21 protein-coding genes are annotated in these 25,229 nt (G+C 36.4%); 4 read left to right on the top strand and 17 right to left on the bottom strand.

The features are described from left to right. Positions 1–100: 100 nt before the first annotated feature. The 8 genes from KORDIASMS9_RS08430 to cyoE all read right to left on the bottom strand — a co-directional run bounded on the left by KORDIASMS9_RS08430 (position 101) and on the right by cyoE (position 5,734). Entirely contained in the window at positions 101–331 is a 231-nt protein-coding gene (locus tag KORDIASMS9_RS08430) for a hypothetical protein (RefSeq protein ID WP_114902423.1), read from the bottom strand. Continuing rightward, complete coding sequence (locus KORDIASMS9_RS08425) at positions 331–894, bottom strand: DUF420 domain-containing protein (RefSeq protein WP_114902422.1); 564 nt, start codon at positions 892–894, stop codon at positions 331–333. Before KORDIASMS9_RS08425 ends, KORDIASMS9_RS08430 begins: the two co-directional genes overlap by 1 nt. 7 nt (positions 895–901) lie before the next feature. Next, entirely contained in the window at positions 902–1,606 is a 705-nt protein-coding gene (locus tag KORDIASMS9_RS08420; protein WP_114902421.1) for an SCO family protein, read from the bottom strand. A 3-nt stretch (positions 1,607–1,609) separates the two neighbouring features. Then, positions 1,610–2,305 carry a hypothetical protein gene (locus KORDIASMS9_RS08415; protein ID WP_114902420.1) on the bottom strand — a complete coding sequence of 232 codons (696 nt, stop codon included), beginning with the start codon at positions 2,303–2,305 and terminating at the stop codon, positions 1,610–1,612. Between the two features lie 368 nt (positions 2,306–2,673). Beyond that, positions 2,674–3,072 (bottom strand): cytochrome C oxidase subunit IV family protein, encoded by a 399-nt coding sequence (locus KORDIASMS9_RS08410; RefSeq protein WP_114902419.1) that lies wholly within the window; start codon positions 3,070–3,072, stop codon positions 2,674–2,676. Positions 3,073–3,105: 33 nt separating this feature from the next. Beyond that, complete coding sequence (locus KORDIASMS9_RS08405; protein ID WP_114902418.1) at positions 3,106–4,191, bottom strand: cytochrome c oxidase subunit 3; 1,086 nt, start codon at positions 4,189–4,191, stop codon at positions 3,106–3,108. Between the two features lie 46 nt (positions 4,192–4,237). After that, positions 4,238–4,819 (bottom strand): cytochrome c oxidase subunit 3, encoded by a 582-nt coding sequence (locus tag KORDIASMS9_RS08400; protein WP_114902417.1) that lies wholly within the window; start codon positions 4,817–4,819, stop codon positions 4,238–4,240. Between the two features lie 3 nt (positions 4,820–4,822). After that, on the bottom strand, positions 4,823–5,734 hold the full coding sequence (gene cyoE, locus KORDIASMS9_RS08395; protein ID WP_114902416.1) for a heme o synthase: 912 nt from the start codon (positions 5,732–5,734) through the stop codon (positions 4,823–4,825). Positions 5,735–5,970: 236 nt separating this feature from the next. Here cyoE and KORDIASMS9_RS08390 point away from each other — a divergent pair, with 236 nt between their 5' ends. Continuing rightward, the gene (locus KORDIASMS9_RS08390) at positions 5,971–6,870 is read left to right on the top strand and encodes an MBL fold metallo-hydrolase (protein WP_114902415.1); all 900 of its coding nucleotides are present in this window, start codon (positions 5,971–5,973) and stop codon (positions 6,868–6,870) included. Here KORDIASMS9_RS08390 and KORDIASMS9_RS08385 read toward each other — a convergent pair. From KORDIASMS9_RS08385 to KORDIASMS9_RS08345, 9 genes are all read right to left on the bottom strand, one after another. After that, positions 6,856–7,059: a hypothetical protein gene (locus tag KORDIASMS9_RS08385; protein ID WP_114902414.1), complete on the bottom strand. Its 204-nt coding sequence runs from the start codon at positions 7,057–7,059 to the stop codon at positions 6,856–6,858. The two genes, KORDIASMS9_RS08390 and KORDIASMS9_RS08385, sit on opposite strands and share 15 nt — an antisense overlap. A gap of 100 nt (positions 7,060–7,159) precedes the next feature. Further along, positions 7,160–9,271: a gliding motility protein RemB gene (locus KORDIASMS9_RS08380; RefSeq protein ID WP_114902413.1), complete on the bottom strand. Its 2,112-nt coding sequence runs from the start codon at positions 9,269–9,271 to the stop codon at positions 7,160–7,162. A gap of 428 nt (positions 9,272–9,699) precedes the next feature. Then, positions 9,700–10,500: an energy transducer TonB gene (locus tag KORDIASMS9_RS08375; RefSeq protein ID WP_114902412.1), complete on the bottom strand. Its 801-nt coding sequence runs from the start codon at positions 10,498–10,500 to the stop codon at positions 9,700–9,702. A gap of 107 nt (positions 10,501–10,607) precedes the next feature. Next, the gene (locus KORDIASMS9_RS08370; RefSeq protein ID WP_114902411.1) at positions 10,608–11,324 is read right to left on the bottom strand and encodes an energy transducer TonB; all 717 of its coding nucleotides are present in this window, start codon (positions 11,322–11,324) and stop codon (positions 10,608–10,610) included. Positions 11,325–11,378: 54 nt separating this feature from the next. Next, positions 11,379–11,771, bottom strand: a complete 393-nt coding sequence (locus KORDIASMS9_RS08365; RefSeq protein WP_114902410.1) for a VanZ family protein — start codon at positions 11,769–11,771, stop codon at positions 11,379–11,381. Further along, positions 11,764–12,144 (bottom strand): glycine cleavage system protein GcvH, encoded by a 381-nt coding sequence (gene gcvH / locus KORDIASMS9_RS08360; RefSeq protein ID WP_114902409.1) that lies wholly within the window; start codon positions 12,142–12,144, stop codon positions 11,764–11,766. The genes KORDIASMS9_RS08365 and gcvH overlap by 8 nt, the downstream gene beginning before the upstream one ends. Before the next feature lie 70 nt (positions 12,145–12,214). Continuing rightward, positions 12,215–19,426 carry a cell surface protein SprA gene (gene sprA / locus KORDIASMS9_RS08355; protein WP_114902408.1) on the bottom strand — a complete coding sequence of 2,404 codons (7,212 nt, stop codon included), beginning with the start codon at positions 19,424–19,426 and terminating at the stop codon, positions 12,215–12,217. A gap of 5 nt (positions 19,427–19,431) precedes the next feature. Continuing rightward, positions 19,432–20,013, bottom strand: a complete 582-nt coding sequence (gene ruvA, locus KORDIASMS9_RS08350) for a Holliday junction branch migration protein RuvA (protein WP_114902407.1) — start codon at positions 20,011–20,013, stop codon at positions 19,432–19,434. A 111-nt stretch (positions 20,014–20,124) separates the two neighbouring features. Beyond that, positions 20,125–22,428: an NADP-dependent malic enzyme gene (locus tag KORDIASMS9_RS08345; protein ID WP_114905187.1), complete on the bottom strand. Its 2,304-nt coding sequence runs from the start codon at positions 22,426–22,428 to the stop codon at positions 20,125–20,127. 358 nt (positions 22,429–22,786) lie between these two features. Between KORDIASMS9_RS08345 and KORDIASMS9_RS08340 the strand changes: the two genes are divergently transcribed. Genes KORDIASMS9_RS08340 through KORDIASMS9_RS08330 form a run of 3 tightly spaced genes read left to right on the top strand, consistent with a single transcriptional unit; the run spans position 22,787 to position 25,228 of the window. Then, a complete protein-coding gene (locus tag KORDIASMS9_RS08340; protein ID WP_114902406.1) occupies positions 22,787–23,677 on the top strand; it encodes a hypothetical protein in 891 nt (296 codons plus the stop codon). A gap of 4 nt (positions 23,678–23,681) precedes the next feature. Further along, complete coding sequence (locus KORDIASMS9_RS08335) at positions 23,682–24,263, top strand: T9SS type A sorting domain-containing protein (protein ID WP_114902405.1); 582 nt, start codon at positions 23,682–23,684, stop codon at positions 24,261–24,263. Positions 24,264–24,289: 26 nt separating this feature from the next. After that, entirely contained in the window at positions 24,290–25,228 is a 939-nt protein-coding gene (locus tag KORDIASMS9_RS08330; RefSeq protein WP_162819833.1) for a hypothetical protein, read from the top strand. The last annotated feature ends 1 nt before the right edge of the window (position 25,229 follow it).

The raw sequence follows: 25,229 nt of genomic DNA, 5'->3' as shown, positions 1-25,229 counted from the left end.
TCTTGTTTTTGATTGATGCTAATATGTATAAGACTCTCTAAAGACAAATTCGTTACAAAAGATTCTATTTTTTTATTTAATGATAGAGCTTTGAGTGTCGCTATGCTTTTTCAGAAGTTTTTTTATTGAAGACTTTGTAGATGTAAAACCCTGTAATTGCTACTAATATGTATGGAATTGCCATGAGGTATACAATTCCGTTGTTGACACCTTTGGCTTGCGATAAGTCTGCCTCCGATTCTAACACCGCTCTACACATGGCGCATTGTGCATCTAACGGAAGTACACATAAAAGTACAAGAGTGAATAGTATGTAGTGTTTCTTTTTCATTATGGAATTGCGTTTACGGCATCTATGGTGTGTTTGTAATATGGAGAAATCATAAGGTAGACTACAACGCCTGTAATAGCCACATATAACCAAATCGGAAAGGTAATTTTTGCTATTTTTTTATGCTTGTCAAAGCGTTTTGCCAACGCTTTTACATACGTGATCAATACTAAAGGAATGATGGCAATACTTAATATAATGTGAGAAATTAAGATAAAGAAATACACGCCGCGCATTAATGCATCAGGATTTCCGTATTTGGTAGATTCAGACGTCATGTGATACGCTACATACATGGCTAAGAATGCTACCGAAAGTCCAATACAGATTTTCATGAACGTTTCATGCAGCTTTACTTTTTTGTTTTTGATGGCGATAACCGCAGCAATTAAGAAAACTGCTGTGATTCCATTTATAGTTGCATAAATTGGCGGTAAAAAGCTTAAAGGTTCTACATCTTCCAGTTTTACACGAAATAAAATCGCTACGACTACAGGAATTGCAATTGATAATGCAATGATGAGCTTTTTGTATTTTTTTTCGATGTCGGTGGTCGCTTCCATAGTATGTTTATTCTTCTTCTAACAAATTTTTAATGTCTTGTTTCAACATTTCTACTTCTTCTATATCTGTTCCTTGATAGTAGATTTTTGGATTTCCATGGTTGTCTCTTCGCGAACGTATGAAACCGTATTTGTCAATTAATGCAAAGTATCCTTGATGTTCAAATCCGCCAGCAACTTCTGGGTTGATTCCTGTAAAGATATTGAAACCTTTGTTGGAGAGTTCGTGAATTTTTTCCAAATCGCCCGTTAAGAAATGCCAATTGAGTGATTTTACGCCATAGCGTTCTGCATATTCTTTGAGTACTTTTGGCGTATCAGTTTTAGGGTCAATGGTGAAAGATGCAATGGCAAAATCGTCTCTTTCGTGAAATTCTTCATCCAACGTTCGCATGTTGCTGTTCATTACAGGACAAATTGTGGGACAGGTTGTAAAGAAAAATTCCATCACCGTGACTTTCCCACTAAAATCTTGATTGGAAATTTCTAAACTGTCTTGATTTGTGAATAGGAAATCTGGCACTCGACGCGCTTTTCCATCAATTTTAAGATAGAGGAGTTTTGTATTTCGCTCTGCTCCTACAATATTCATACGGTCTTTTTCGATCGTTTCCCCTTTTTGTACTTTATCGACAATTTTGGGAATGAAAATGATTCCAAAGACCAACATGATAAATGCGATTCCGATGTATGAATAGTTCTTTTTTTGCATGTGTTATTTTTTCAAGTCTTCCGTTCTTCTTGTATCCGAATTCTCATTTTTCCCTTTTCCTCTGTATTCTTTGAAAAGAATTCGGATGTCGTCAGTCATTTTTCCAGACAATTCTGAGATCAATATGGTATTGTATCCATACAACATGTATGGCGCAGCTTTTTCGTCGATTTCAGCGTCGGTACGATCGTCGATGCGACCGCGTAAGTTTTTGTCTTTGTCAATGATATACATATACTCAGAACTTCCGTATTCATCTAAAGGCAATGGAGATTCCAATCCGTCGTGAATACGTTCCAATTCTTCTTTGTCTACAATGACAAAATTCCAGTATTTGAGTTCGTCTGCAAAACGGCTGATTTCATTTTTTAGATCCTGAATCATTGCTTCTTGTCCTGGCGTCAGCAACATGACAAGTTGAAAATGTTTGAATCCGCTGAAGCGTTTGTATATTTTTTGATTGAGATTTAGTACGTTGATTTTTCTATTTTCTAAGTTGCTTCCCAAAAAGCCTAGAATGGTAATTTTTCCATCAAACTGAATGGAGTCTTTATTTTCAAACGAATCGTAGTTTACCAATTCGGCTACATTTTCTTTGATTACTGGAAGTGGTCTGTAATTGTGATTTGTAAAAAGAAGAATTAATACAATGGATACTGGCAATAAGAATAAAACTCCTAAAATGATCTTCTTTTTCATGGGTGCGTTCTTAGCGTGTTTTACTTATGATACAAATACCTTTCAAAACTTTATGGTGTTTCGTTGAGATATTTCTACGTACGTATTTTATTTGTAATTAGTTGTGCAACCGTTTCCAGTTGAGATATTCAAGCTTTTTCCTGCCAAAACTTTCATAGTACAAAAATAAAAATCGGTTGGCGATTTACCGCGAGAATCTGTCGTTTTTTTTATTTTTTGATTCGTTTTTAGAAAGAATTAACATGTCCTTTTTATTCAAGACTAAAACCATCATTCTTTACTTTATTTGAAACGAATCGTTCCCTTATAGGTATAAAAAAAGACAGTAAAATTTACTGCCTTTTCTTTATGTGTTTTTTAGTGTCATTTTAGAAATCCCACTTGATGAATCCGTTTGTTTTTACATCTTCAATATACGTTCCTTCTTGCAAAAGGATGAATATTAAATAGCTGATTAGGAATACTGCCGTCCAAACAACTGCTCTACGCAACGAACTTTTTTCATCACGTAAGTGCATGAAATCCCATGCAATGTAATATGCTTTTACAATCGTTAAAATGATAAATACCCAGTTGAGTAATTTCATTCCGAGAAAATAGTTGTCTACTAAGATTCCAGGTTTAACAATACCAAATCCTACTTCTATAATTGTTACGATAGATAAGAAGATTAAAACGCCCCAAATTTTTTGAACGTTCGACTTAAATTTAAGTCTTCCTCTAAATATGGCTAATTTGTGCTCCGTATGTCCGTGATCGTGTGCCATGATGCTTTATATAATTTCTTTGATATATTTTTATTAAACTAGGTAGAAGAAGGTAAATACGAATACCCAAACTAGATCGACAAAGTGCCAATAGAGTCCAACTTTTTCTACCATTTCATAGTTATTTTTTCTTCTTTCATACGTTCCTAATAACACGTTGAAGAAAATAATAACATTGATAACTACTCCTGAGAATACGTGGAATCCATGGAATCCTGTGATGAAGAAGAAGAAATCTCCAAACAATCTATTTCCATATTCGTTGTGGACAAGATTTGCTCCTTTTACATACACCACCGCATCTTTTAATGCTTTTTCGGATGCTGCACGATTTAAAATTCCTTTGTGTCCTTTATGATCTGCATTGATGTACATACTTTCAAAACGTGCTGCTTTGGCTACATCTGCTGGATTATCAGAAGCTTTTAACGCCGCTACATTTGGAATAATTTCCTGTGTACGAACTGCTAAGTTTGGATTTTCATTGAATCCTGTAACTACGTCTTGTACTGAATATGTTGGCAATGAAGATTCTGAAGCATACCACAATCCATTTTTACTTTGGTGCTGTGATCGCTCTTTGAAAGAAGCTGTTGCAAATTTTTCTACCGAAATACGATACATTTTATCATCTTCGGGGGTTGTATTTGTATCAACAAACTGTAAAATTTGACCTCCTTTTGTTTCCAATGCTCCGTACGAACCTTTGATAAAGTTTGTCCACTCATATGCTTGCGATCCTAAGAAAATAGCTCCTCCAATGATCGTGAGGAACATGTAGAACGTAGTTTTCTTTTTGTCATTGTGATGACCTGCATCTACTGCCAACACCATCGTTACTGATGACGCAATTAATATAAAAGTCATTAAGGCAACGAAATACATTGGATTGTCTCCGTGTATTCCTGGGAAGTGATTGTACACTTCATCTGCAATTGGCCATGAATCAATAAATTTGAATCTTGAGAATCCATACGCTGCCAAGAATCCTGAGAACGTAAGTGCATCCGATAGGATGAAAAACCACATCATCATTTTTCCATAGCTTGCTCTCAACGGCTGATTTCCGCCTCCCCAAACTTTACCTTCTGTGCCTGTATTTGAAACAGTAGCTTCCATAAAAAGTTAACATTTTTAAAAAATTGTTCAAATTTACATTTTTTTCTTATGATAAGAAATATAAAAATAAAAACAAAAATACCCACAATACATCTAGGAAATGCCAAAACATTGCACCTAGTTCTAAACCAAGTGTTTGCCCTTGTTTATACTTTTGTTTAAAATGATTATAAATTACAACCAATAATACGATTATACCTGCCGCGACGTGCAATAAATGCACTCCCGTAATGATATAAATGAAAGAGGACGTAACAGAACTCGATTTTCCTGTGAAAAAGAACTTATTTGCAATGATTTCATTGAACCCTACAAATTGTAAAATTACAAACGCAGCAGCAAGTGTCAACGTAAGCAATAAATACATCGTTGTTGCTTGTCTGAGTCCTTTTTGAATGGACACTTTTGCCAAATGAAATGTAATGCTACTTACAATAATTACCAGCGTGCTGTAAAAGAATGCAGTTGGCAACACCAAACTGTCTAGCCAATCTGGTCGTTCTTGACTTACTATGTATGCACTCGTCAATCCCGCAAAGGTCATAAACATGCTAATCATAGCAAACCACAACATCATCTTTCTCGATCTGTCTTTCTTCTCCTGAAATGTTCCCTGCGTTAAATCCATAGTTTATTGTAAAAATTTATCTACCACAAATATTATTTGCATTAAGGTGATGTATCCCACACTAGCCAACATCAATGCTTTTGCCGATTTTTTGTCCATTTTTCGATACAATTGGATTCCGTAATACAACAATCCAATTCCCGCAATGAATACTAAAATTGCTGCGATGATGGATAGTTTTAATTCGCCTGTTAATCCAGAAACTGGAAATATCGAAATTAAAATCAGCCAAACGGTATACATAATGATCTGCAATGCGGTGGCTTTGTTTCTTTTTCCTGTGGGCAACATAAAAAATCCGCCTTTTTTATAATCGTCAAATAAAAACCAGCCAATTGCCCAAAAGTGTGGAAATTGCCAAAAGAATTGAATCATGAATAAAATCCCTGGTTCAATTCCAAATTGATTTGTAGCCGCTACCCAACCCAACATAAACGGAATGGCTCCAGGAAGCGCACCTACAAATACAGCTAATGGCGTTTTTGTTTTTAATGGCGTATATACACAAGTGTACAAGAAAATAGAAATGGCACCAAACATTGCTGTTCTTGGATTGATCACATATAAAATGCCAATTCCTAGTATGGTAAATATTGCTGCAATGATGAAAGCTGTCGTTACTGACATGCGTCCTGACGGAATCGGTCTGTTTTTAGTACGATCCATCAATGCATCTAAGTCGCGCTCTATAATTTGATTGAATGCATTAGAAGCGCCCACCATAAAATAACCGCCTAAAGCAAGTAAACTAAGTATTTTGAAACTGAAACCATCTGCACCAACTGCAAGTAAGTATCCTGCCAACGAAGAGAAGACTACGCTAATGGCCAATCCAACCTTTGTAAGCTGCTTAAAATCTTCAAATATTGAAGCAAATGAGTATGTTTTTTTGAGTGTATTCAATGCCGTTTTCATCAACCTTCGTAAATTCCTGCAAAGATAAAGTACAAATCATTCGTATGCAATGATTTTCAAAGGTTTTACTACTTTTCTAAATTGTTATTGCTTTTCTATTTTTATCTTTGGAAAGGAACTGCATTTTGCAACGACTATGTATTCGATTAGAATCTTTATGGAATGTTTCTATTTTATTTTTTAGGATGCGCCAATGATAGATTCCATCACACAAAACAACCAAAAAAAAACTATACATGAAATTTCTCAACATTCTCACTTCGTTTATTCTTTTATTAACTGTAACTGTTGGATTTGCACAAAAGAAAGAAGTTCAAATTAAAGTTACCAAAGTTACAGATCATGTGTATATGCTCGTGGGACAAGGTGGAAATATTGCTATTTCTGTTGGGAATGATGGTGTTTTTATGATTGATGATCAATTTGCACATTTGACACCAAAAATTTTAAACGCTATTCAGAGCATTACTGATCAACCAGTGGAATTTTTAATTAATACGCATTGGCATGGCGATCATACGGGCGGAAATGAAAATATGCAGAAAGAAGGTGCTGTGATTGTAGCGCATGAAAATGTTCGCAAACGCATGAGCATGGATCAGTTTAATAAAAAACGTAAAACGACCAAGAAAGCTTCTCCTAAAGAAGCATTGCCTGTCATTACGTTTTCAAAAGATGTTTCTTTTTTCTTTAATGATGAATCTATCTTTATTTTTCATGTACATGAAGCGCATACCGATGGTGACGCCATGGTGTATTTTACGGAAAGTAATGTGCTACATACGGGTGACGCTTATTTTCAAGGAAAATATCCATATATCGACTTGGATTCTGGCGGAAGCGCACAAGGATATATTGCCGCTATTAAAAAGGCGCTGCTTGTAATTAATGATGACACTAAGATCATTCCTGGACACAGAAATATGTCTACCAAAGCCGAATTGAAAGCTTATTTACAAATGTTAGAAAGTATTGAAGAAAAAGTGATGACTGAAATTAAAGCTGGTAAAACTGAAGCACAAGTAACAAAAGATACTTCCATCACTAAAAAATATGATGATTTAGGATATGGCGATTGGTTTATTTCTGGTGAAGTTTTACGTAAAACATTCTATCAAAGTTTACAAAAACTCTAGTAGCATTTTAAAGTTTGCAATGATAATACCTGCCACTACAAACAATGCACAACCAATAATGAATACTGGATATTCTTTTACCGTATAACTGGAACTTCGTCGTCGTTTGTATACTGCTAAGTCTAGAGACTTAAATCCTAAATAAATAAATGGCAAAATAAGAAGTAAAATAAAAAACGGCTTAATCATTTTAAATATAGGTTTGGGCGTACAAGACTGCTAAAAATCTTGGGTATTAATTTTTTTCGAGGCTTTAACAAATTTAATAAAAAAATAGAAAATAGAAAAGTTAAAAATCAAAATACCAATTAAAAATATCTGTTCGAATTCCAAAGTTTAGCCATGTAGTATTTTCTTTGAAATCGATCAAGGTATTTGCATCTGGATTGAAGCTTCTGTACGTGATGTTTGCAAAGATTTTTAAGTTGGTTTTCGGATTGACGATATAGCCAACATTCAAATCGCCAATAAGTACATTTGTTTTATTTCCTTGCAATAATTCAATGCCTGTATCGCCTACTCTGTTGTCGTTATTAATAAAAATATTGCTTCCATAGCTTGCATTGTCAATCGCAGGATCAAAGTCCAAACCACGTTGCCCAAAGATCAATTTTGCACTTCCAAACCAACGCTTGTTGTTATAACGTGCAATTCCGATGACTTCACGGAAGTTGGCTCCCCATAAATGTGCCATTGACTGATTGTTGTGTCCGTAGTTTGTAGCAACTTCATCATGTGAATATGTGTACGGTCGCACTTGATTGTACTCAAATTGCAACAATAAGTTATCTACTTTGAATGCATTGAAATATTTCGCGCCAAGCTGAAAACCAAATTTATTTTTCCAACTTTGATTGCCATCTCGGATATCATTCAGCGAAAATTCATCCAGAATAAATTGCCCATAAAAATTGACATTGTCATTCCATTTGTATTTTGAACTCAGTCCAACAATGGCATTTCCAGCACGTGAACCTGTAGAAAATTCTATTGCACGGTAAAATATGATCGGATTTACGTAATTGACATCAAATCCGCGGTTGTTGTCGTTTTTCCAAATAACAGATTCAAAAAAGCCAATGTTTAGTTTTTTAGAAACATTCCAACTCAGGTAATGATTCGCAATGTATTTTGTTAGAAATGCGCCATCTTCGGTAACTTCTGGACGCACATCGCGCAGCCACATCCATGTATTGGTGTATTTTATTTTCCAGAAAGATGTGTTTAATTTTAAGAAAGGATACGGACTTGCCACATCACTGACAAATAGTGAACGATATCCGTCGCCAATAAAGTTTCTGCTGTGTCCAAATTGCACATTGAAAGTTTTATTGGGCGAATAGGAAATATATCCTTCTGCCACAGGATAATCATACGCGTCTGTCTTAAATTCTTTGGCAATGCCACGTCCAGGAATGATGGCAGGATTTCCTCCTGCAGGACGAATGCTCTCTGCGTATCTGTTGAAGTAATCTGCAAATCGTCCTTGACTTTCAAAAATAGTCGCTGAAAAGTTGAATCCTTTCCCCAAACCACCTTGCACTTGCACGCCTCTGGTGTTGTTGTAGGTGTAATCGACTTCACTGTCTGTATGCGCTCCGAGTTGCAAATCGACAATAGGATCGAGCACAAACCAATAGTTTTTCCCTTTGACTGTGACCATGTGTTCGTTCCATAATTTACGGCCTAACCAAGAAGAAGCATCTTTTTTGAGCTTTGCTTGTTGCGCATCAAAATCGTAATAGTTGGACACGGTATTGTATAAAAACGGTTTGGAAGCTGTGTGACTATTGGTGCCAACCAAATTCACTTGACGATCAAAATACGAATACATATCATGCGAAAGTGGAATATTTAGGTTGCTCGCGTACAATTCGTCTTCGTAGGTTTCTAATGCTTCATTGACGGCGTCAAATTCTGTTTTTGCTGCGGCTTCTAGTTCGTTTTCTTTTTCTTGGAGTGTTTTGGGTTTTTCAATGGCTTCTATGCTTCCTAAAGGAATTTCCAACTTCATCGTAAATTGTGTATATGCTGGTTTTCCGCTGTAGGTAGCTGGTTGTACCGTTGGTAATAGTTCAAATACACGTTTTATTTCGGTTTTTAAATCCTCATAAACGGCATCGACATAGAGAACTTTAAATGTTCCTTCTTTTGTGACTTCGAATACTACAATTAATTCACCTTGATAGTTTTCTTTTTCGACAATTTCTGGTTGTTTAAAATTATCATTGACAAACGTTCTTAACGTGGTATTGAAGCAATTTTCAAGATCGGCAATAGCTACAGTTTCACATGCAGCAAATACAGGATACTTTTCGTAATTGTTTGTAGAAGTTTGTCCAAATACTGTTTGAAATGTTAAAAGTACAAGTAGGTATATAGCCGCTTTGAGTTGCTTCATATTTGAGGATTTATGAGTGCGAAAGATACTATATTTTCCCAAAAATCAATTCATTCCTTGCCGTTATGATGTTATATTTTCAAAAAGTACCATCATTTTTAACAGCATTTGAAATTTTTGTGGTGTTTTTTTCAGTATTTTCATATGGAAAACGCTGGCATTTACCCATAAAAGGGGATAATTACACGATAAAACGCAATAATTGAGCGTAATAAAGGCGCGATCAATTAGTTTTTCGTACTTTTGTGGTATGCTTTCTGATTAAAATACCTTTGTAAGTCTTGGTAACATTTACAAAAGGCTTTAAGTTGACATTTTTCATAATAATCGGTTTTAATGTTAATGTAATGATATGTCACAGAAAGTATACCTAAAAAACCGAGTGAATAACTCGGTTTTCCTTTTTTATATCTTTTCCCTTTTTTGTTTTATTGAACTTTAAACATGATCGGCAGCGTGTATTTTACTTTCACGTTTTGATCTCTTTGTTTTCCAGGCTCCATTTTTGGGAGTAATTTTACCACGCGTTCTGCTTCTTTTTCTAATTTTGGATGCGTTCCTCGTGATTGAATTCCCACTACATTACCATTTTCATCAATGATGAATAATACATTGATTCGTTGTACGCCACTATCTAAATTTAAATCTTCCGCAATTCCTGTATTGAATTTTCTATTGATCAACTTTTGAATTTTTTCAGACATACACTTTTTACGTTCTTTTTTACTTTTGAATTTTTCGCAACCTGGATAGATAGGTGCATCTTCAATAAAAGCAAACGGAACTTCTTCAATAGGATCAACTTCATCAATTACCTCAACGTTGCTTGTATCTACAAACTTAGAAACTTCTTTTGGTTTGGTTTCTGTTTGTAATATCTGATCTTTGATTTTAGTATCATTGTCTACAACCTCTACTTTATCAATAATTGTTGTTGGTTTGATTACTGGTTCTGGCTCTGGCTCATCTACTTTAATAACTTCTTCTTCAAAGTATGGAACATATTCCATGTTGTCATCTAGAAGGTCATCTTCAATGGTTACGACATCTGGCGCGGCTTCTACAGTTTGAATTTGAAATAGTGTGTAGACAATGAATAAACTCAGCATGAGGCTCACTGAGAAACGTAGTAAAGGACTTCTTTCGATTTTTAAATCGTTCTTTTTAGCAAGGTGACTTTCATGTACACCAGTTGCGTTCACATCTTTGTTGTGACTTGCATTTTTCATATTAATCGGTTTTAATGTTAATGTTGTGTTAACCTCAATAAACGTACCAAAAAGAAAAAGCCCGAGCAAAATGCTCGGGCTTTGTGTATATTTTATGTTTTCTTAACTTACTGTACCTTGAAAACGATTGGTAACGTGTAGTTTACACCTACTGGTTTTCCTCTTTGTTTCCCTGGTTTCATTTTTGGAAGACTCTTAATTACTTTTTCAGCTTCTTTTGCTAATCTTGGATGTGGCGCTCTTGAACGTACATCAGTAATATTTCCTTGTCTGTCAATTTTGAATACCACAAAGATTTTTTGCACACCTTCTAAATCTAAGTCAGAAGCCAATTCTGTATTGAATTTTTTATTTACGTGCTTTTGTACTTTTTCAGACATACATTTTTTACGTTCTGCCTTACTTTTGTATTTTTCACAACCTGGAAAGATTGGTGCATCTTCAATTACTGAGAATGGTACATCTTCAATAACTTCTTCTTCTTCTACAACCTCAACATCTTCCACTTCCTCGATTACTTCGTCTTCTGTAGTTTCAGTAGATTCGATAACCGTTTCTTCTACTTCTTCTTCATCTTCTACAACTTCAATGATTTCCGGAGCTGGCGGTGGTGGCGGTGGTGGCGGTTGCGTTAATTGCTCTGTGATAATCATTTCTTCTTCATTATCTTCGATCAAATCAACGGTTTCTTCTTTTACAACTTCATCATAAGCTGTCCACTCCATACCTTGCCAAATAAGGAATGTAACTAATGCTAACCCTAAGGATAGGTAAAACCAACTGTTTTTTCGTAAGTCAGCATCTGGATTCTTCTTTGCTTCCATAATAATATAGTTTTAATGGTTGCTAATTTAATTATTTATTAGCAGAAATAACAATTAATTATGCGTTTTTAACTTTATATATTTTGCAATAAACCATTTTATAATGAATATTGCAAGGATTATACCAATTGTATTTGCAAGCGCATCTTGCCAATCTCCCTGTCTTGTAGTTACTAGTGTTTCCTGCATCACTTCTACCGCAATTCCGTAAATAAAACAGACAACAGCACTTGCCATTAACGCATTTTTTTGCAAGAATTCATTGGTGATTCCTCTTGAAAAGGCAAAAAACCAAGTGAGCGTTAGTGAACAATAGATAATGATATGCATTACTTTGTCTGCGTAGGAGAAATGAAATGCTTGCGGTCCTTTTATTTGAATTAAACTCAGTACCGTAATTGCAATCGTCCAAACAATCGCTACGACAGAAAAGATATATTTACGCACCTACCACTTCTTTGTATCCTTCAACATCCAACAATTCGTCAATTTCCGAAGAATCTTTGATGCTAATTTTAATCATCCAACCTTCTCCATACGGATCTGTGTTTACCAATTCTGGATCGTCTTCTAATTTTTCATTAAACTCTACAACTTCTCCAGTTAATGGCATGAATAAGTCAGAAACCGTTTTTACAGCTTCCACCGTTCCAAAAACTTCATCTTTGTCAACTTCTTCGTCTAAAGTATCTACATCTACATATACGATATCACCCAATTCGCCTTGAGCAAAATCTGTAATTCCAACAATTGCAGTGTCACCATCAATTTTTATCCATTCATGGTCTTTTGTATACTTTAATTCTGCTGGTACATTCATTTTTTGAGTTATTTAGTGTTATGTGAGCAAAAATACTTTTTTCTCTTTAAGTTTTCAACCTCTAGTATTGTTAATTTCCAAAATTGTAACGAAGCGTGATTCCCGATCTAATAGTTGTTTGTGGAAATGCAGTTGATACGGCAAATTCCGAGAATGTATGATCGTAATAGAATAAGGCCGTTAGGTTTCTGCTCAACGCATAATCTGCCGTAAATTTCAACGACCACAATGTTTGTCCCGCAGTTACTTGATTGTTGAATAAATCTAAGCTTCGTATGATGGTGATATTATCTCTTAAAGATAAATCGGCTTTTAGGTTTAAATCTCCTTTTAACGTCGTTTTCTTTCCTGCGATTCTGGTGTCGATACGCACATCTTTGAAACGATATCCCAAACCTACAATATATTCGTTTCCAGAAACTTCAGTAAGTAAGTTATTGTCAAAACTTAATGACAAGGCTCTATCGCGTTTTACTTCTGCTAAGATTTTGATAGAATTTTTCATTTCCATGTCAATTCGAATTAACGGATTAAACTGCTCTACCAAGTTGATATTAGAGAATATGTTTTGATTGTGAAAGTTTCCACCTTGATCTAAATTGGTAGCGCCAAACGGATCAGACGCATCGTAATCCAAGTTGTTACGAAACGAATTGATCGTATAGCTTGAACGATATCCATGTGTCAATGAGAAACGCTTGAAACGTTTTTTGAACCATTTTAATCGCATCAACCCTGTATATTTTAAGGTCCAGTTTGGAATTGGCACATCTCTAAAAGCGCCTAATTTTACATCATTGGCATCTTGTCCGGTGTATGCCGCAATGAACGCCGGTAATAATACAGCTTGGTTTGTTTTTCCAAATCCATCTGGAAAACCGTCAGCATCTGTATCAGTTAATGGTTGTCCGTTGGCAATTGCCAAACGACGTGCAATGATTTGTCTGTTATTTTCAAAATCTGCAAACGTAGCCGATTGGTTTTCGTCGCTCTTTTTGAAAGCCGTTTTGATCAACAACGTAGAGATTCCAAAGTTTCCAAAGGTATTTCCAGCTCCATTTGGAGATAACGAAATGTACTCGCCATTTTGTACCGTAAACTGTTCAGAGAAGTTTTCAGAATAATTACGATTGGCAACGACATCAATTTTCAAATCACGCATTGGCTCTACCATTGCTGTAATGTCTAAATTTCTGTTTTGTATTTGTGTGAATTGCTGGTTGAATCCTGCAAATTCTGTCAAATACCCTTGTCGCGCTGCTTCAAATCGAACGTCAGCTTGACTACCAAATACGAATCCTGGAGATGGTTTTAAGGTTCCAATAAATCCGATAGATGGCGTATATCCTGGCAATACTTTACCGTTATTTTCAGAGTAACTGATATTTACGCGCTTTACGCTTCCCACCACATCCACTAACGTATTGAATATTTTGGTACCAATACTCGATTTTTTAGGCTTGTTATTAGGATTTTGTTGCGCATTTGCATCTGGAACTCCAGGTTGACGCGCATTTCTGACTTTCTGATTGGTTTTACGGTTTTTACCCTTTTTCACAAAACCTAAATATTTGTAGAACTTCGTCATGTCTAACGTAGCATTTAAGTTATGTGTATTGGCATTTTGAATCGTATTCAAACGTTCGCCCGCAACTTCCTGTAAAACATCCGATCCACGTTGCCAGTTAAAGTCTCCCGTATAACTGTAAGCGGCTGTTAAGAAGCTCAAGGTCGGAATTTTGTTCAGTGGTAAATCGTAGGTTAATTGTAAAGATTGTGTATGCGTATTCGGTTCACCAATATCCCAGAATCCGTCCCAAATTCCTAAATTCTGATCAATGTCCCCATCTTCATCAAAGAAATTATTGACAATATTATTGTTGGCTGCGGTAAAGTTAAAACGCAGTGAGTTTGTCAAATTATAATTAATCGCATAGGACCAATCAAACAAGAAATTACGCTGTTGCAATCGCGGTAAGTTATCAATACTTGCATCTGGCAATAATGGATCTCGATAGATTTGATCATTGAAACTTCTCGTAATGTTTGAGTTTACCGAAATACTTGTTGGCAATGGATTAAAGTTGAAGTCTTTCAGCCATTTCCAATACCTTCCTGTAAATAGTGAATCATTTTTCTTGAAAGGTTCAATAGATTTTGGTTGAAAGTTAAAGTTATAATCCAATCCTGCACGTACATTTTGATCGCGCAAGGATTTAATTTCATAATCATGATGTTCAGTTTCGTTATACGAATAGGATAATGTTAGGTTTTCCACATCGTAGAAACGTGCTTTTTGTTCAGCGCCGCGCTCTTTACGAACCCCAATAAAGTTGATACTTTTTCGTTTGGTATAACTGATAGCTTCTTCTTCGATTCTATTTCGTTCCGCTTCGGTTTCAGCCAAATCCAATCGATCTTCTAAACGAATATCCTGATAGAACGGATCAAATTCGGGCGTAATAATTTCTTCTCCAATACTATAATTGAATGGAATTTTAATTCCCCATTTTTTGGGTAATAGTTGTCCCAAACTTACATTGGTCACAATATCATATTGCTTGACATCTTCTCGACTTCGATCGTTTGGTGATTGTTCAATATTTCCAAATCCAACAGTGCTAATTCTTCCCGTTGCAGAAATGGTAGCAAAATCGGCTAAATTGGCATCTAACGAACCAACTGCTGCCCAACCGCCGCGGTTTTCCAATTCTGCCAAACGCAATTCGTTGAACCAGAATTCACCACAAATAGGCATTCCATTTTCAGGAGCACCTGTTGCATCTAAACTTGTTGCAGTTGAGTTTTTTATCCCTACCATTAATGAACGTACACGTCCAATAGTCGGATTCCCAATAATGGCAATACGCATGCGTTCATCTGTTCCGTACGGAGCAAATTGATTGACAATTTCTTCTGCATTTTCGTTATAATACGCAACTTCGGAAGTCCCTGTTGTATTGTTAAAGTTTGCCGCTTTTATTCGTGTTAAAAGTGCTAAAGGAATGTCAAAATCATTTCTCCATACATCTTCTGGCAAGGATTCATTTGGCAAGGTTACGTTTAACGGAATTTCTACTTGGTAATAGTTTTGCGTAAAGTCATTCCCAAATCGTAAGAACGCCACTGCTTGTTGATCGGCTAATTGTTGTGTTTGCCCAAATAAAGATTCTGCATGGACAAACATTTTTAAGTTTTTGTATTGTCGTAAATCAATGTCAATATTTTTAAATACACCACGAGAATCTCCTGCTTCCAAATCGCACAAGACCATTCCAAGTGATTGTTCATTTTGACGAATAACCGTGTTGTTATTGTTTAATTGTTCACGCACAACGCCTGGAGGAATTACATATCCGATAGGCAATTTGTTAGCATTTTCTTCAATATTTACAATATTTACATCAAATTGTGTTCCGTCATCTAGCGGATCGTCATTATTTTCTTGTAATGATAAATTATAACGACGCCAATCACCACGAATCAAATCAAGTGTCCCAAAACGCAATACTGTAGGTTCTGTAAATCCTGTCATGTACATACGGATAAAACGAATAGCTCTTAAATTATCTAAAGAAATACGATCGTCTACATCTTGTTTGTAAAAATCTGTAATCGGAATTTTAAACTGAATCCAACGTGAACTGATTTGCTGTTGATTTGGCAAATCGGTCGTTACCAAACGTTCGTCTGTAATATAAGTTGTTGCGGTTCCAATATTTGGATTGATAGGAATTCTAAACTGGAAATAATTATCAATCGTATTCATCGTTTGATCTCGATTGATATCTTCCACATCTGGCACTGTTGTAGAACCTCTATTGGTGTCTGTTACTTCAATTGGCGAATTTCCTTGTGTTCCATTGAAGTTTTTATAACGCTGTAAAATATCTCCACTCGCGTTTAAAAAATATTGATAGTTATCTGCTGCAGGATCTTGTTCTGCTGCGTAGTTTGAGTATTTTAAAGCTTCTTCCGCATCATTCAAACCATCCAATCCGATATCCTGTACTTGTCGGTTGGCATCATCTGAATCAAAAGCATATACTAATGATTGTGTTTGTGGTACTTTAGCCCAGGCTGTTTCCGTCACCAATTCTGAAAGCGCATCAGCTTCTGGCAATCCATTTTCGTATTGCTTACGTCCGTCTTTTAAGATATCTTCCGAAATATTACCAATATTCAAAACCAATTCTCCACCAGCACTCGTTGTATTCTGATCAGAAAAATAAGGATCTAAGAGCCAAAACTGAATATATTCAACATTAGCTTGCTCGAAGTTTGTCGTGGTGACTGGGCGCATAATTCCTGCCCAATTATTTTGCTCCCCTTGTCCTGCAAATCCAGGATTGTTGTTGTAAGGTCCACGCTCACTTGGATAATACGCTAAATCTAAAGTATTTTGAACCGTTGTTTGCCCACGTGCAATGTCCGTTTGTGGAAATATTTCTTCTACAAATATTCTACGCGTTTCACTTCTGGAAACATCGTTGTCATTAATTTCGCCTGGTGCTTGGTTTCCATAAAATATTGGATCAATACTGTACCAAGCTAATTTTGCTCTGTTATATCCGTATTCTAATTGGTCATTTCCAAATTCTCCACCCAAGTTGTCTCCCAACGTATTTCCTGGTGTTCCTGGCGTACTTGCTAAAAACCAACCTAAAGGTGATTTGATATCAATTAATGCTTGTGCGCCTTCAAAATCGTCTACATACGCGGTTGCCTCGCCTTCAAAGTCTGCATTTTTTGGACTTCCAGGCAATAAGTATGCAAATTCTCCTCGAACCGATACATTGGAAGGAACATCCGTATCTATATTTGGCAACTTGTTTACTAAGCGTGTTAAAAATGGCACTTCCGTAGAATAATTACCATTGAATCCAAAAATAGAGTTGTTTACTGGTTCCTGACCGTAGTTTGCTTTTTGCGTGATTGGTCGCTCATTCAAGTTTAAATAAGTGGCTCCAATTAAGAAATTTTCATTGAATTGATGCTCTACGTTAATTCCTGTAAATCGCTTGTTTTGCTGACCGAATAAGGCGTTGTTTTCTACGGAAACATTAATAGGTGTGTTTGATGCTTTTAATGCTTCGTCCAAAATTTGAACACGTCCAGCTTGATAGTTTACTGTATAGTCAATTCCTTCTTGTAATACACGTCCACCAGCCGTCACAACTACAGAACCTCTTGGCACATTGAATGCTCCCAGTGGAATTCCATCGCCACCTTGCGATTTGTAACGTCCTTTTAATTGGAATTTATTCAACTCTGCATCGTCTAACGCACCTGCTTTGGTTTCTTCATACATCGCTCTATATACATATAACGACTGGTTGCCGTTATATCCAGTAGGCATATCATAATCTTCCGTAGGTGAATTTCGCAATTGCTCAAACAAGTATTCCCCAAAAGGTTCTACGGTTGTAAAGATGATACGACCAAATTCTTGATCGACTGTAATTCCAGGAATATAATCAAAGAAACCATCTCCACCAGCTTGCGGATTTTCATAAATATCCAATCGGTCTAAATTGAAGATTTTCAGTAAAATTTCATCTGCTACATCTGCTGGCAAGGCTGGTCCGCCATCTGCCGCTGTAATATAGTTTACTGGCGAAGGATCTGTATATAAAATGTTTAAGCGAAAATCGTCTGGACTTAATTGATACGCATCCGTAGAATAGATATTTTTCATCATCAAATCCCAAATAGGATCATCTACTTCGGTAATGGCACTTTTTAAGAGTTTTAAAACTAAGTTCTGATTTTGAATGTCTGTAGCCACACCATTGGCATCGGTATTTGTTACTTGAGTTGCATCGATTCCACCATTGGCAAATTCTCCAACTTGAAACACTTGACCATTTGCAGTATATTGAAAAGCAACGGCTAATACTTCGTCATTACTTAAACGTTGATTTAAGGAAACGTATCCTAATTTCGTATGAATTTTGTATTCGTTCTCATTTAACTTTCGTGCATTTTCTAAAAACACATAGTCAAATCCTTGTTGTGCACTTGTTGAAAGTACTCCAAAACCTTGTTGAATAGTGGCTATATCTCTAATTTGATCGTTCAATACAGAACCTGAACCAATGGCTAATGGGTTGTAATCGTTGTTGGTATTATCAGGAAGTGCATTTGGGTTGGCTGAATTGAAGAATCCTGCTGGTACCGTTCCGTCATTGATTTTTGTTTTTGTGGGATCCGCTTCTCCTAAATCTTGTAGCCCTACAATGTTACGTACATTCTGAGTTTGTGCAGATCGGTTGGTTACCCAAACTTCCACACGTGTAATTTCTACAGGCGTATTTACAAATGGATAGGCTTGCAAAGCAGCGTCGTAGTTATCTCTAAAATATTGTGATAAGAAGAAGTGACGATCTTCATCATAGTCTAACGCAAAAAGTTCAAATTCTTCGATCGTTCCGCCACCTTGAGCTGTAATGGAGCTTGTTTGTGAACGTTGTTCAGAGAAAACTCCTGTGATACGCGTTTTTCCAAATTGCAATTCCGTTTTTACCCCAAACAAACTTTGTGCTCCAGTAATTAACGAACTGTTGAGCGGCATGCTCACATTACCAACTTCAATTTTTTGTAAGATATCATCTTCTGTTGGCGTGTATTCTAATTTGATCTGATTTTGGAAGTCAAACGTTGATTCGGTATCGTAATTGGCATTGATTTGCAATCGTTCTCCAACTTTACCTAATAAACTCAAACTGATTCGTTGATCAAAATCGAAACTTAAATTGCTTCGGTTTCTAGGTGATAACGCAGGATTGTCATTTTTTTGAAAACGCACACCCAAGTCGATTGCCACCGAACCTTGTGGAATTACTTCAATTGTGGTGCCTCCAAAAATAGTTTCAAAGAAATTGGAGTTGATTTCCCATATGGGCAATAAGTTTTTTTGCGCATCTTCCGAACCGTCTTTTTTTCCAGAAATGGCATCAATTTTTTCTTTAAAATAGCCTTTCATGCTTTCTTTTAAAAGCAATTCGCGGTATTGTTTTGGTGTTAAAATTAATGGATAGCGTATGTCATAGTTACTTACCGTTTCTGTATAGATGTAGCGATCTATTTTTGGATCATAGGTGTATTTTGAGACAATGCTCGAAGGTTGTTTTAATTGAATTTTCCCAATCGCAAAACCCGTCTGTGTCGAATCTTGTGGCTGTGTCGGTGTTTGAGCCGTGAGTAAGGTGCTAAATAACAAAATGAATACGACAAGCGTACCTTTGGTGTAATTTGTTATTAGGTTGGTAATGTTTTTCAAAGTAATTATAAGTTTTTTAATGCCATCTTGATCATCTCTTCTACGCTTCCGTTGGGCATTTCTTTAATTATTTTATCGAGTACTTTTTCAGACTGTTTTCGGGTGTAACCTAATACTTCCAAAGCAGATAACGTTTCTTCTTTGTTTGTATTGCTTTGAGACATCGAAACTTCTTCAAGATCGTATAATTTTAAGATTTTATCCTTTAATTCGATGATTACACGTTGTGCAGTTTTAGCTCCAATTCCTTTTACACTTTGAATGGTTGCCACATCGCCACCTCCAATTGCTTGACATATTTGTTCAGAGGTTAAGGAAGAAAGCATAGTGCGCGCCGTACTCGTTCCTATGCCAGAAACAGAAATCAACAAACGAAAAACAGCGCGTTCTGATTTTTGAAAAAAACCATAAAGCGTTTGTGCATCTTCTCGTACGTGAAGATGCGTAAATAGTTTTACATGTTCTTGATTAGGGATTTGTGCATACGTAGTAAGAGAAATATTGATAAAGTATCCGACTCCACTGCATTCTATCACTACATCTGTTGGATTTTTCTCTACGAGCTTCCCCTGTATGTGAGTAATCATTTATAAGTTGCTGCTAGTTAAAGTCCCAAATGTAATAAATTTATTCACATTTATTTAACGTTTTGCACCTTTAATATACTAACAAGCTATACTATTGTAATTTACAGCGATTTATTCTTCTTCTTTTCGCTGTTGCCACTTTTCTTTTTCTTGTGCATCAACTGCTGCTACTGCTGCCATATTTATGATTTCATCAACACTAGCACCCAACTGTAAAATGTGAACAGGCTTTTTCATTCCCAACATAATAGGACCAATGGAATCCGCTTTGTTCAATTCTTTCATCAATTTATACGTGATGTTTGCCGAATCTAAATTTGGAAAAACCAGTGTATTGACTTCTTTTCCAGCTAATTTAGAGAACGGAAATTTCTCTGAAAGCATTTCGCGATTTAAAGCAAAATCTGATTGTACAGCGCCATCCACGTTAATATTTGGATAATATCTATGTAAATAATCTACAGCTTCCCCTACTTTTTTGGCATCTTCATGTTCTGAAGAACCAAAGTTTGAATATGATAACATGGCAATGTTTGGTTCTAGACCGAACATTTTCACAGTCATTGCCGTCATTTGTACAATTTTTGCCAAATCGCGCGCAGATGGATCAATATTGATGGAAGTGTCTGATAAAAATATCGGTCCACGTTCGGTAATCATTAAGTTCGTCGTCGCGGCTTTACGTACTCCTTTTGCCGTTCCAATCAACTCTAACATTGGTTTTACGACTGTTGGATAACTTCTAGAATATCCTGAGATCAATCCGTCAGCATAACCATCGTTGACCAACATCGCCGCAAAATAGTTACGCTCGCGCATCATCTTTTTTGCATCAATCTTAGTGACACCTTTGCGCTTTCTAGTTTCCCAATAGATTTCCGCAAATTTGTGTCGTCGCGCTCTTTGTTCATCACTTTTTGGATCAATGATTTCGACATCACCATCAAATTCCAATTCGTCTCTGAGTTCGTGAATGCGCTTTTCATTTCCTAGAAGTATCGGAATCGCAATACGTTCGTCATATACATATTGTGCTGCTTTGAGGACGTCTAAATGATCCGCTTCTGCAAATACAATGCGTTTTTTGTTACTACGCGCTCTTTTGTGCAATAATCGGATGATTTTATTGTCTGCATCCAATCGGTGTAATAGCTCATCTTCATAACGCGCCCAATCTTCAATTGGTTCTGTGGCAACTCCTGAATCCATGGCTGCTTTGGCTATCGCTGGTGGAATTTTTGCAATGAGTCGTGGATCAAACGGTTTTGGGATGATGTATTCTTTTCCGAACGTTAATTTTGTTTCCGCATACGCGATATTTACTTGTTCAGGAACGGGTTCTTTTGCCAATTCCGCCAATGCTTTTACCGCTGCCATTTTCATAGCTTCGTTAATTTTTGTAGCGCGAACGTCTAACGCTCCACGAAATATAAATGGAAACCCAAGTACATTGTTTACTTGATTTGGATGATCCGATCGACCTGTTGCCATGATAATATCTTTACGAGAAACTATAGCTTCTTCATAGGAAATTTCAGGTGTCGGATTTGCCATGGCAAATACAATTGGATCGTGCGCCATAGAACGCAACATGTCTTGCGACACAATATTTCCCACAGAAAGCCCTAAAAATACATCTGCACCTTTTAGCGCATCTGCGAGTGAATCGTAATGTTTGTCCGTTCTAAAATGCGCTTGCATCGGTGATAAATCGGTTCGCCCTTTATGCAATAAACCGTCTACATCAAACATGGCGATGTTTTCCAATTTCGCGCCAAGCGCCACATATAAATTCATACACGATATCGCTGCCGAACCTGCGCCCGAAACTACAATACGCACTTCTTCTATGTTTTTTTCTGCCAATTCTAACGCATTGATCAATGCAGCAGATGAGATGATTGCCGTTCCGTGTTGATCGTCATGCATTACGGGAATGTCCAATTCTTCAATCAATCTACGTTCAATTTCAAAAGCTTCTGGCGCTTTGATATCTTCTAAATTGATACCGCCAAATGTGGGTGCAATGTTTTTGACCGTTTCAATGAATTGATCTACGTCTTTGGTATCAACCTCTATATCAAACACATCAATATCTGCAAAGATTTTAAAGAGCAAGCCTTTTCCTTCCATCACAGGTTTGGAAGCTTCCGGACCAATATCACCCAAACCTAACACAGCCGTTCCATTAGAAATAACAGCTACCAAATTTCCTTTGGTCGTGTATTTGTAGACATTTTTTTTGTCTTTTTTAATTTCCAAACAAGGTTCTGCAACTCCTGGCGAATACGCTAAAGACAAATCGCGTTGGGTAGAATATCTTTTGGTAGGAACTACTTTAATTTTTCCTGGTCGCGGTTTGGCATGATAGATTAATGCTTCTCTCCTTTTGCGTTCTTTGTTGCTTTTGCTCATTGTAATTTTTTTTATCGCCAATAATACTGCTGCTGGCAATATGAATTTGCAAATTTAAAAGTCTGAACCTAAAGGAAAAAATTTAATCCTGCTTCTTTTCCATTCTATTTTATGTATCACTTTTTAAAAATCTGTGTGTTTGTAGGACAACTTGTTGTGTTTTCATAAACCATCAATAGCTTTTGTTTGTTATCACCCTATTTATCAACAACTTTGAGCTATTACAAATTTAAAAATACAATGACATTATGACCGAAACGTACCGACAAAAGCCTCTGTGGTTTTTACAAAAATTACCAAAAATACTCTTCAAAACGATTTTTTCAGATCGTATACCTATTAATTTAAACTTTAATTTATGAAAAAAACATCCTTATTCGCAATTGGCTGTGGCTTGTATTTACTTTCTGCCGCCTTTTTAATTGCACAAAACGACACCACTTTTTACGGACAAGGCGCCGGACAAAACGGAGATCGAAATTCTAATTTTGGGTATTTCGCAGGAAGCTTTCAAGGAACGCCAGGAAACGACAATACTTACATTGGTTCTAGAGTAGCACGCTCGGCTTTTGGAGATTTTAATGTTTCCGCCGGTGCGTATTCTGCGTATTATTTACAAAGTGGCTCTAGAAATAGCTTTTTGGGTGCTACCGCAGGATTTCGAAATATTTCTGGAAGTGATAATCTTTTTGCAGGATTTGCTGCTGGATATGCTAACAAACAATCGCAAAATGTCATGATTGGTGATGGTGCAGGCGCTAACAATGACGGCGCTAGAAATGTTTTTATTGGGTATTCCGCTGGCGCGAATGAAACAGGCAGCGATAAATTGTACATTGACAATAGCAGCACAAGCAAGCCTTTGATTTATGGAAATTTTGCTACTAAAAAGATCGGAATTAACACCAATAATTTAATTGATCAAATAGGAACCATAGATCTCTCTGCGTACAGTTTGTATGTAAAAGGTGGAATTTTGACTGAAGAAATTCACGTTCAGCCTTCTTGGGCAGATTATGTTTTTGAGAAAGACTACGAGTTGATGCCACTTACGCAAGTAGCAAGCTTTATTGAAAAAAACGGACACTTGCCAAATATCCCATCTACGGAAGTGGTAGCAATAGAGGGAATTGAATTGGGTGATATGACCAAGAGACAACAGGAAAAGATTGAAGAATTGATGTTGTATGTTATCGAAATTCAAAAAGAGATTGACACCATTAATAAGGAACTAGAAACTAACAAGTAAAACCATGAAAAACATTCTATATTTTTTAGCCACAGCAAGTGTGTATTTTTTGAGCACAAACCTTTGTCAAGCACAGTTTAATCCTGTAGAATACGATTTGTACATTCATAATGATGTGTATGCCGATCAAGTAGATACCGCAGCAACTGTAGCAAGTTTGATTGCCGTGAATACTATTTTTTCTGGCGGAACAGGAAATTATTTTTCCTCAGCAACTACTTTGAAAGATGGTTTTACCGTTGAAAATGGAGGAACTTTATTTTTATCCGTTCCTATCACTGGAAAGAAAGAAGCTGTAGCCGCACCACAACTGTTTACACAAGAAGATACACAGTTTGAATTGTATCCGAATCCGACAAAAGGTTTTGTAAATATTTCATTGAAAGCGCAAACTTGGAACTCCAACGTTCGTGTGGAAGTGTATGCGTTGAACACTTCGGCAATGTTATTTTCGAGAGAGATTGCCCAGAAAGATGCAGCCAGCATTTCATTGGATGTTTCTTCGTTAGCGAAGGGAATTTATGTGGTGAAGCTGTATGAAGCCAAAGGTGGAAAATCATTCACACGCAAATTGATTAAAAACTAGTGACAAAACTTAAATTTTAAAACATTATGAAATATTTATATAGAAAAAATAGCGCGTATTTGCTGTGTTGCTTTTTGATGATTTTAAGCACTTCAATTACAACGGCACAAACTACTACCACTTTTGGAACGCTAACGTATACTGCTGGAGGAAATAACTCTTATTTTGGATACGCTATTGACACAAGCAGCAGTAACAATAATGTCGCTATGGGTTACAGAGTTGGAAACAATAGTTCATCAAACGCAACTACCAATACTTCCATTGGTGCTGAAAGCGGATTGATTGGTAGCAGAAATGTGTTTTTTGGTGCCGAAAATGGAAATTGGCTGACACAAGGAAGTAATAATGTGTTTATTGGAAATTGTAGCTCGTGCAATACTCTTGGATACGCTGATCAAAATGTATTTGTAGGTGACAGAACGGGAAGTTGGTCGCAAGGAAATACCAAAGGAAATGTATTTATTGGCTATGCTGTAGGAAGTCAAGTAGGAACAGGAAGCACCAATAATGACAAATTGATCATTGACAATAATTATTTGACCACACCTTTATTATACGGTGATTTTAGTGCTGATAAGTTGGGAATAAACACGACAAATTTACCAAACACCTTGAGTGGTGTAAATTTAAGCAATTACAGTTTGTACATAAAAGGCGGATTGCTTACAGAGGAATTTCGTATTTCAACTGGTTGGGCAGATTATGTGTTTGACGAAGGTTATCAATTGCTCTCGCTTTCAGAAGTGGAAGCATTTATTGACGAAAACGGTCACTTGCCCAATGTCCCATCTGCGGAAGTAGTAGAAAAAACGGGAATTGAAATGGGCGACATTAAACGAATTCAACAAGAAAAGATTGAAGAGTTGACACTTTATGTTATTGATCTAAATGAGCAATTACAAGCTATTAAAGCGGAATTAGCCGCAAAGAAAGCTGCTAAAAAAATGTCTCACAAAAATTAAA

It is taken from the genome of Kordia sp. SMS9 (assembly GCF_003352465.1).
In the GTDB taxonomy this organism is placed as follows: domain Bacteria; phylum Bacteroidota; class Bacteroidia; order Flavobacteriales; family Flavobacteriaceae; genus Kordia.
The sequence above is the reverse complement of the archived record's forward strand: the minus strand, read 5'-3'. Positions and strand labels throughout refer to the sequence as shown.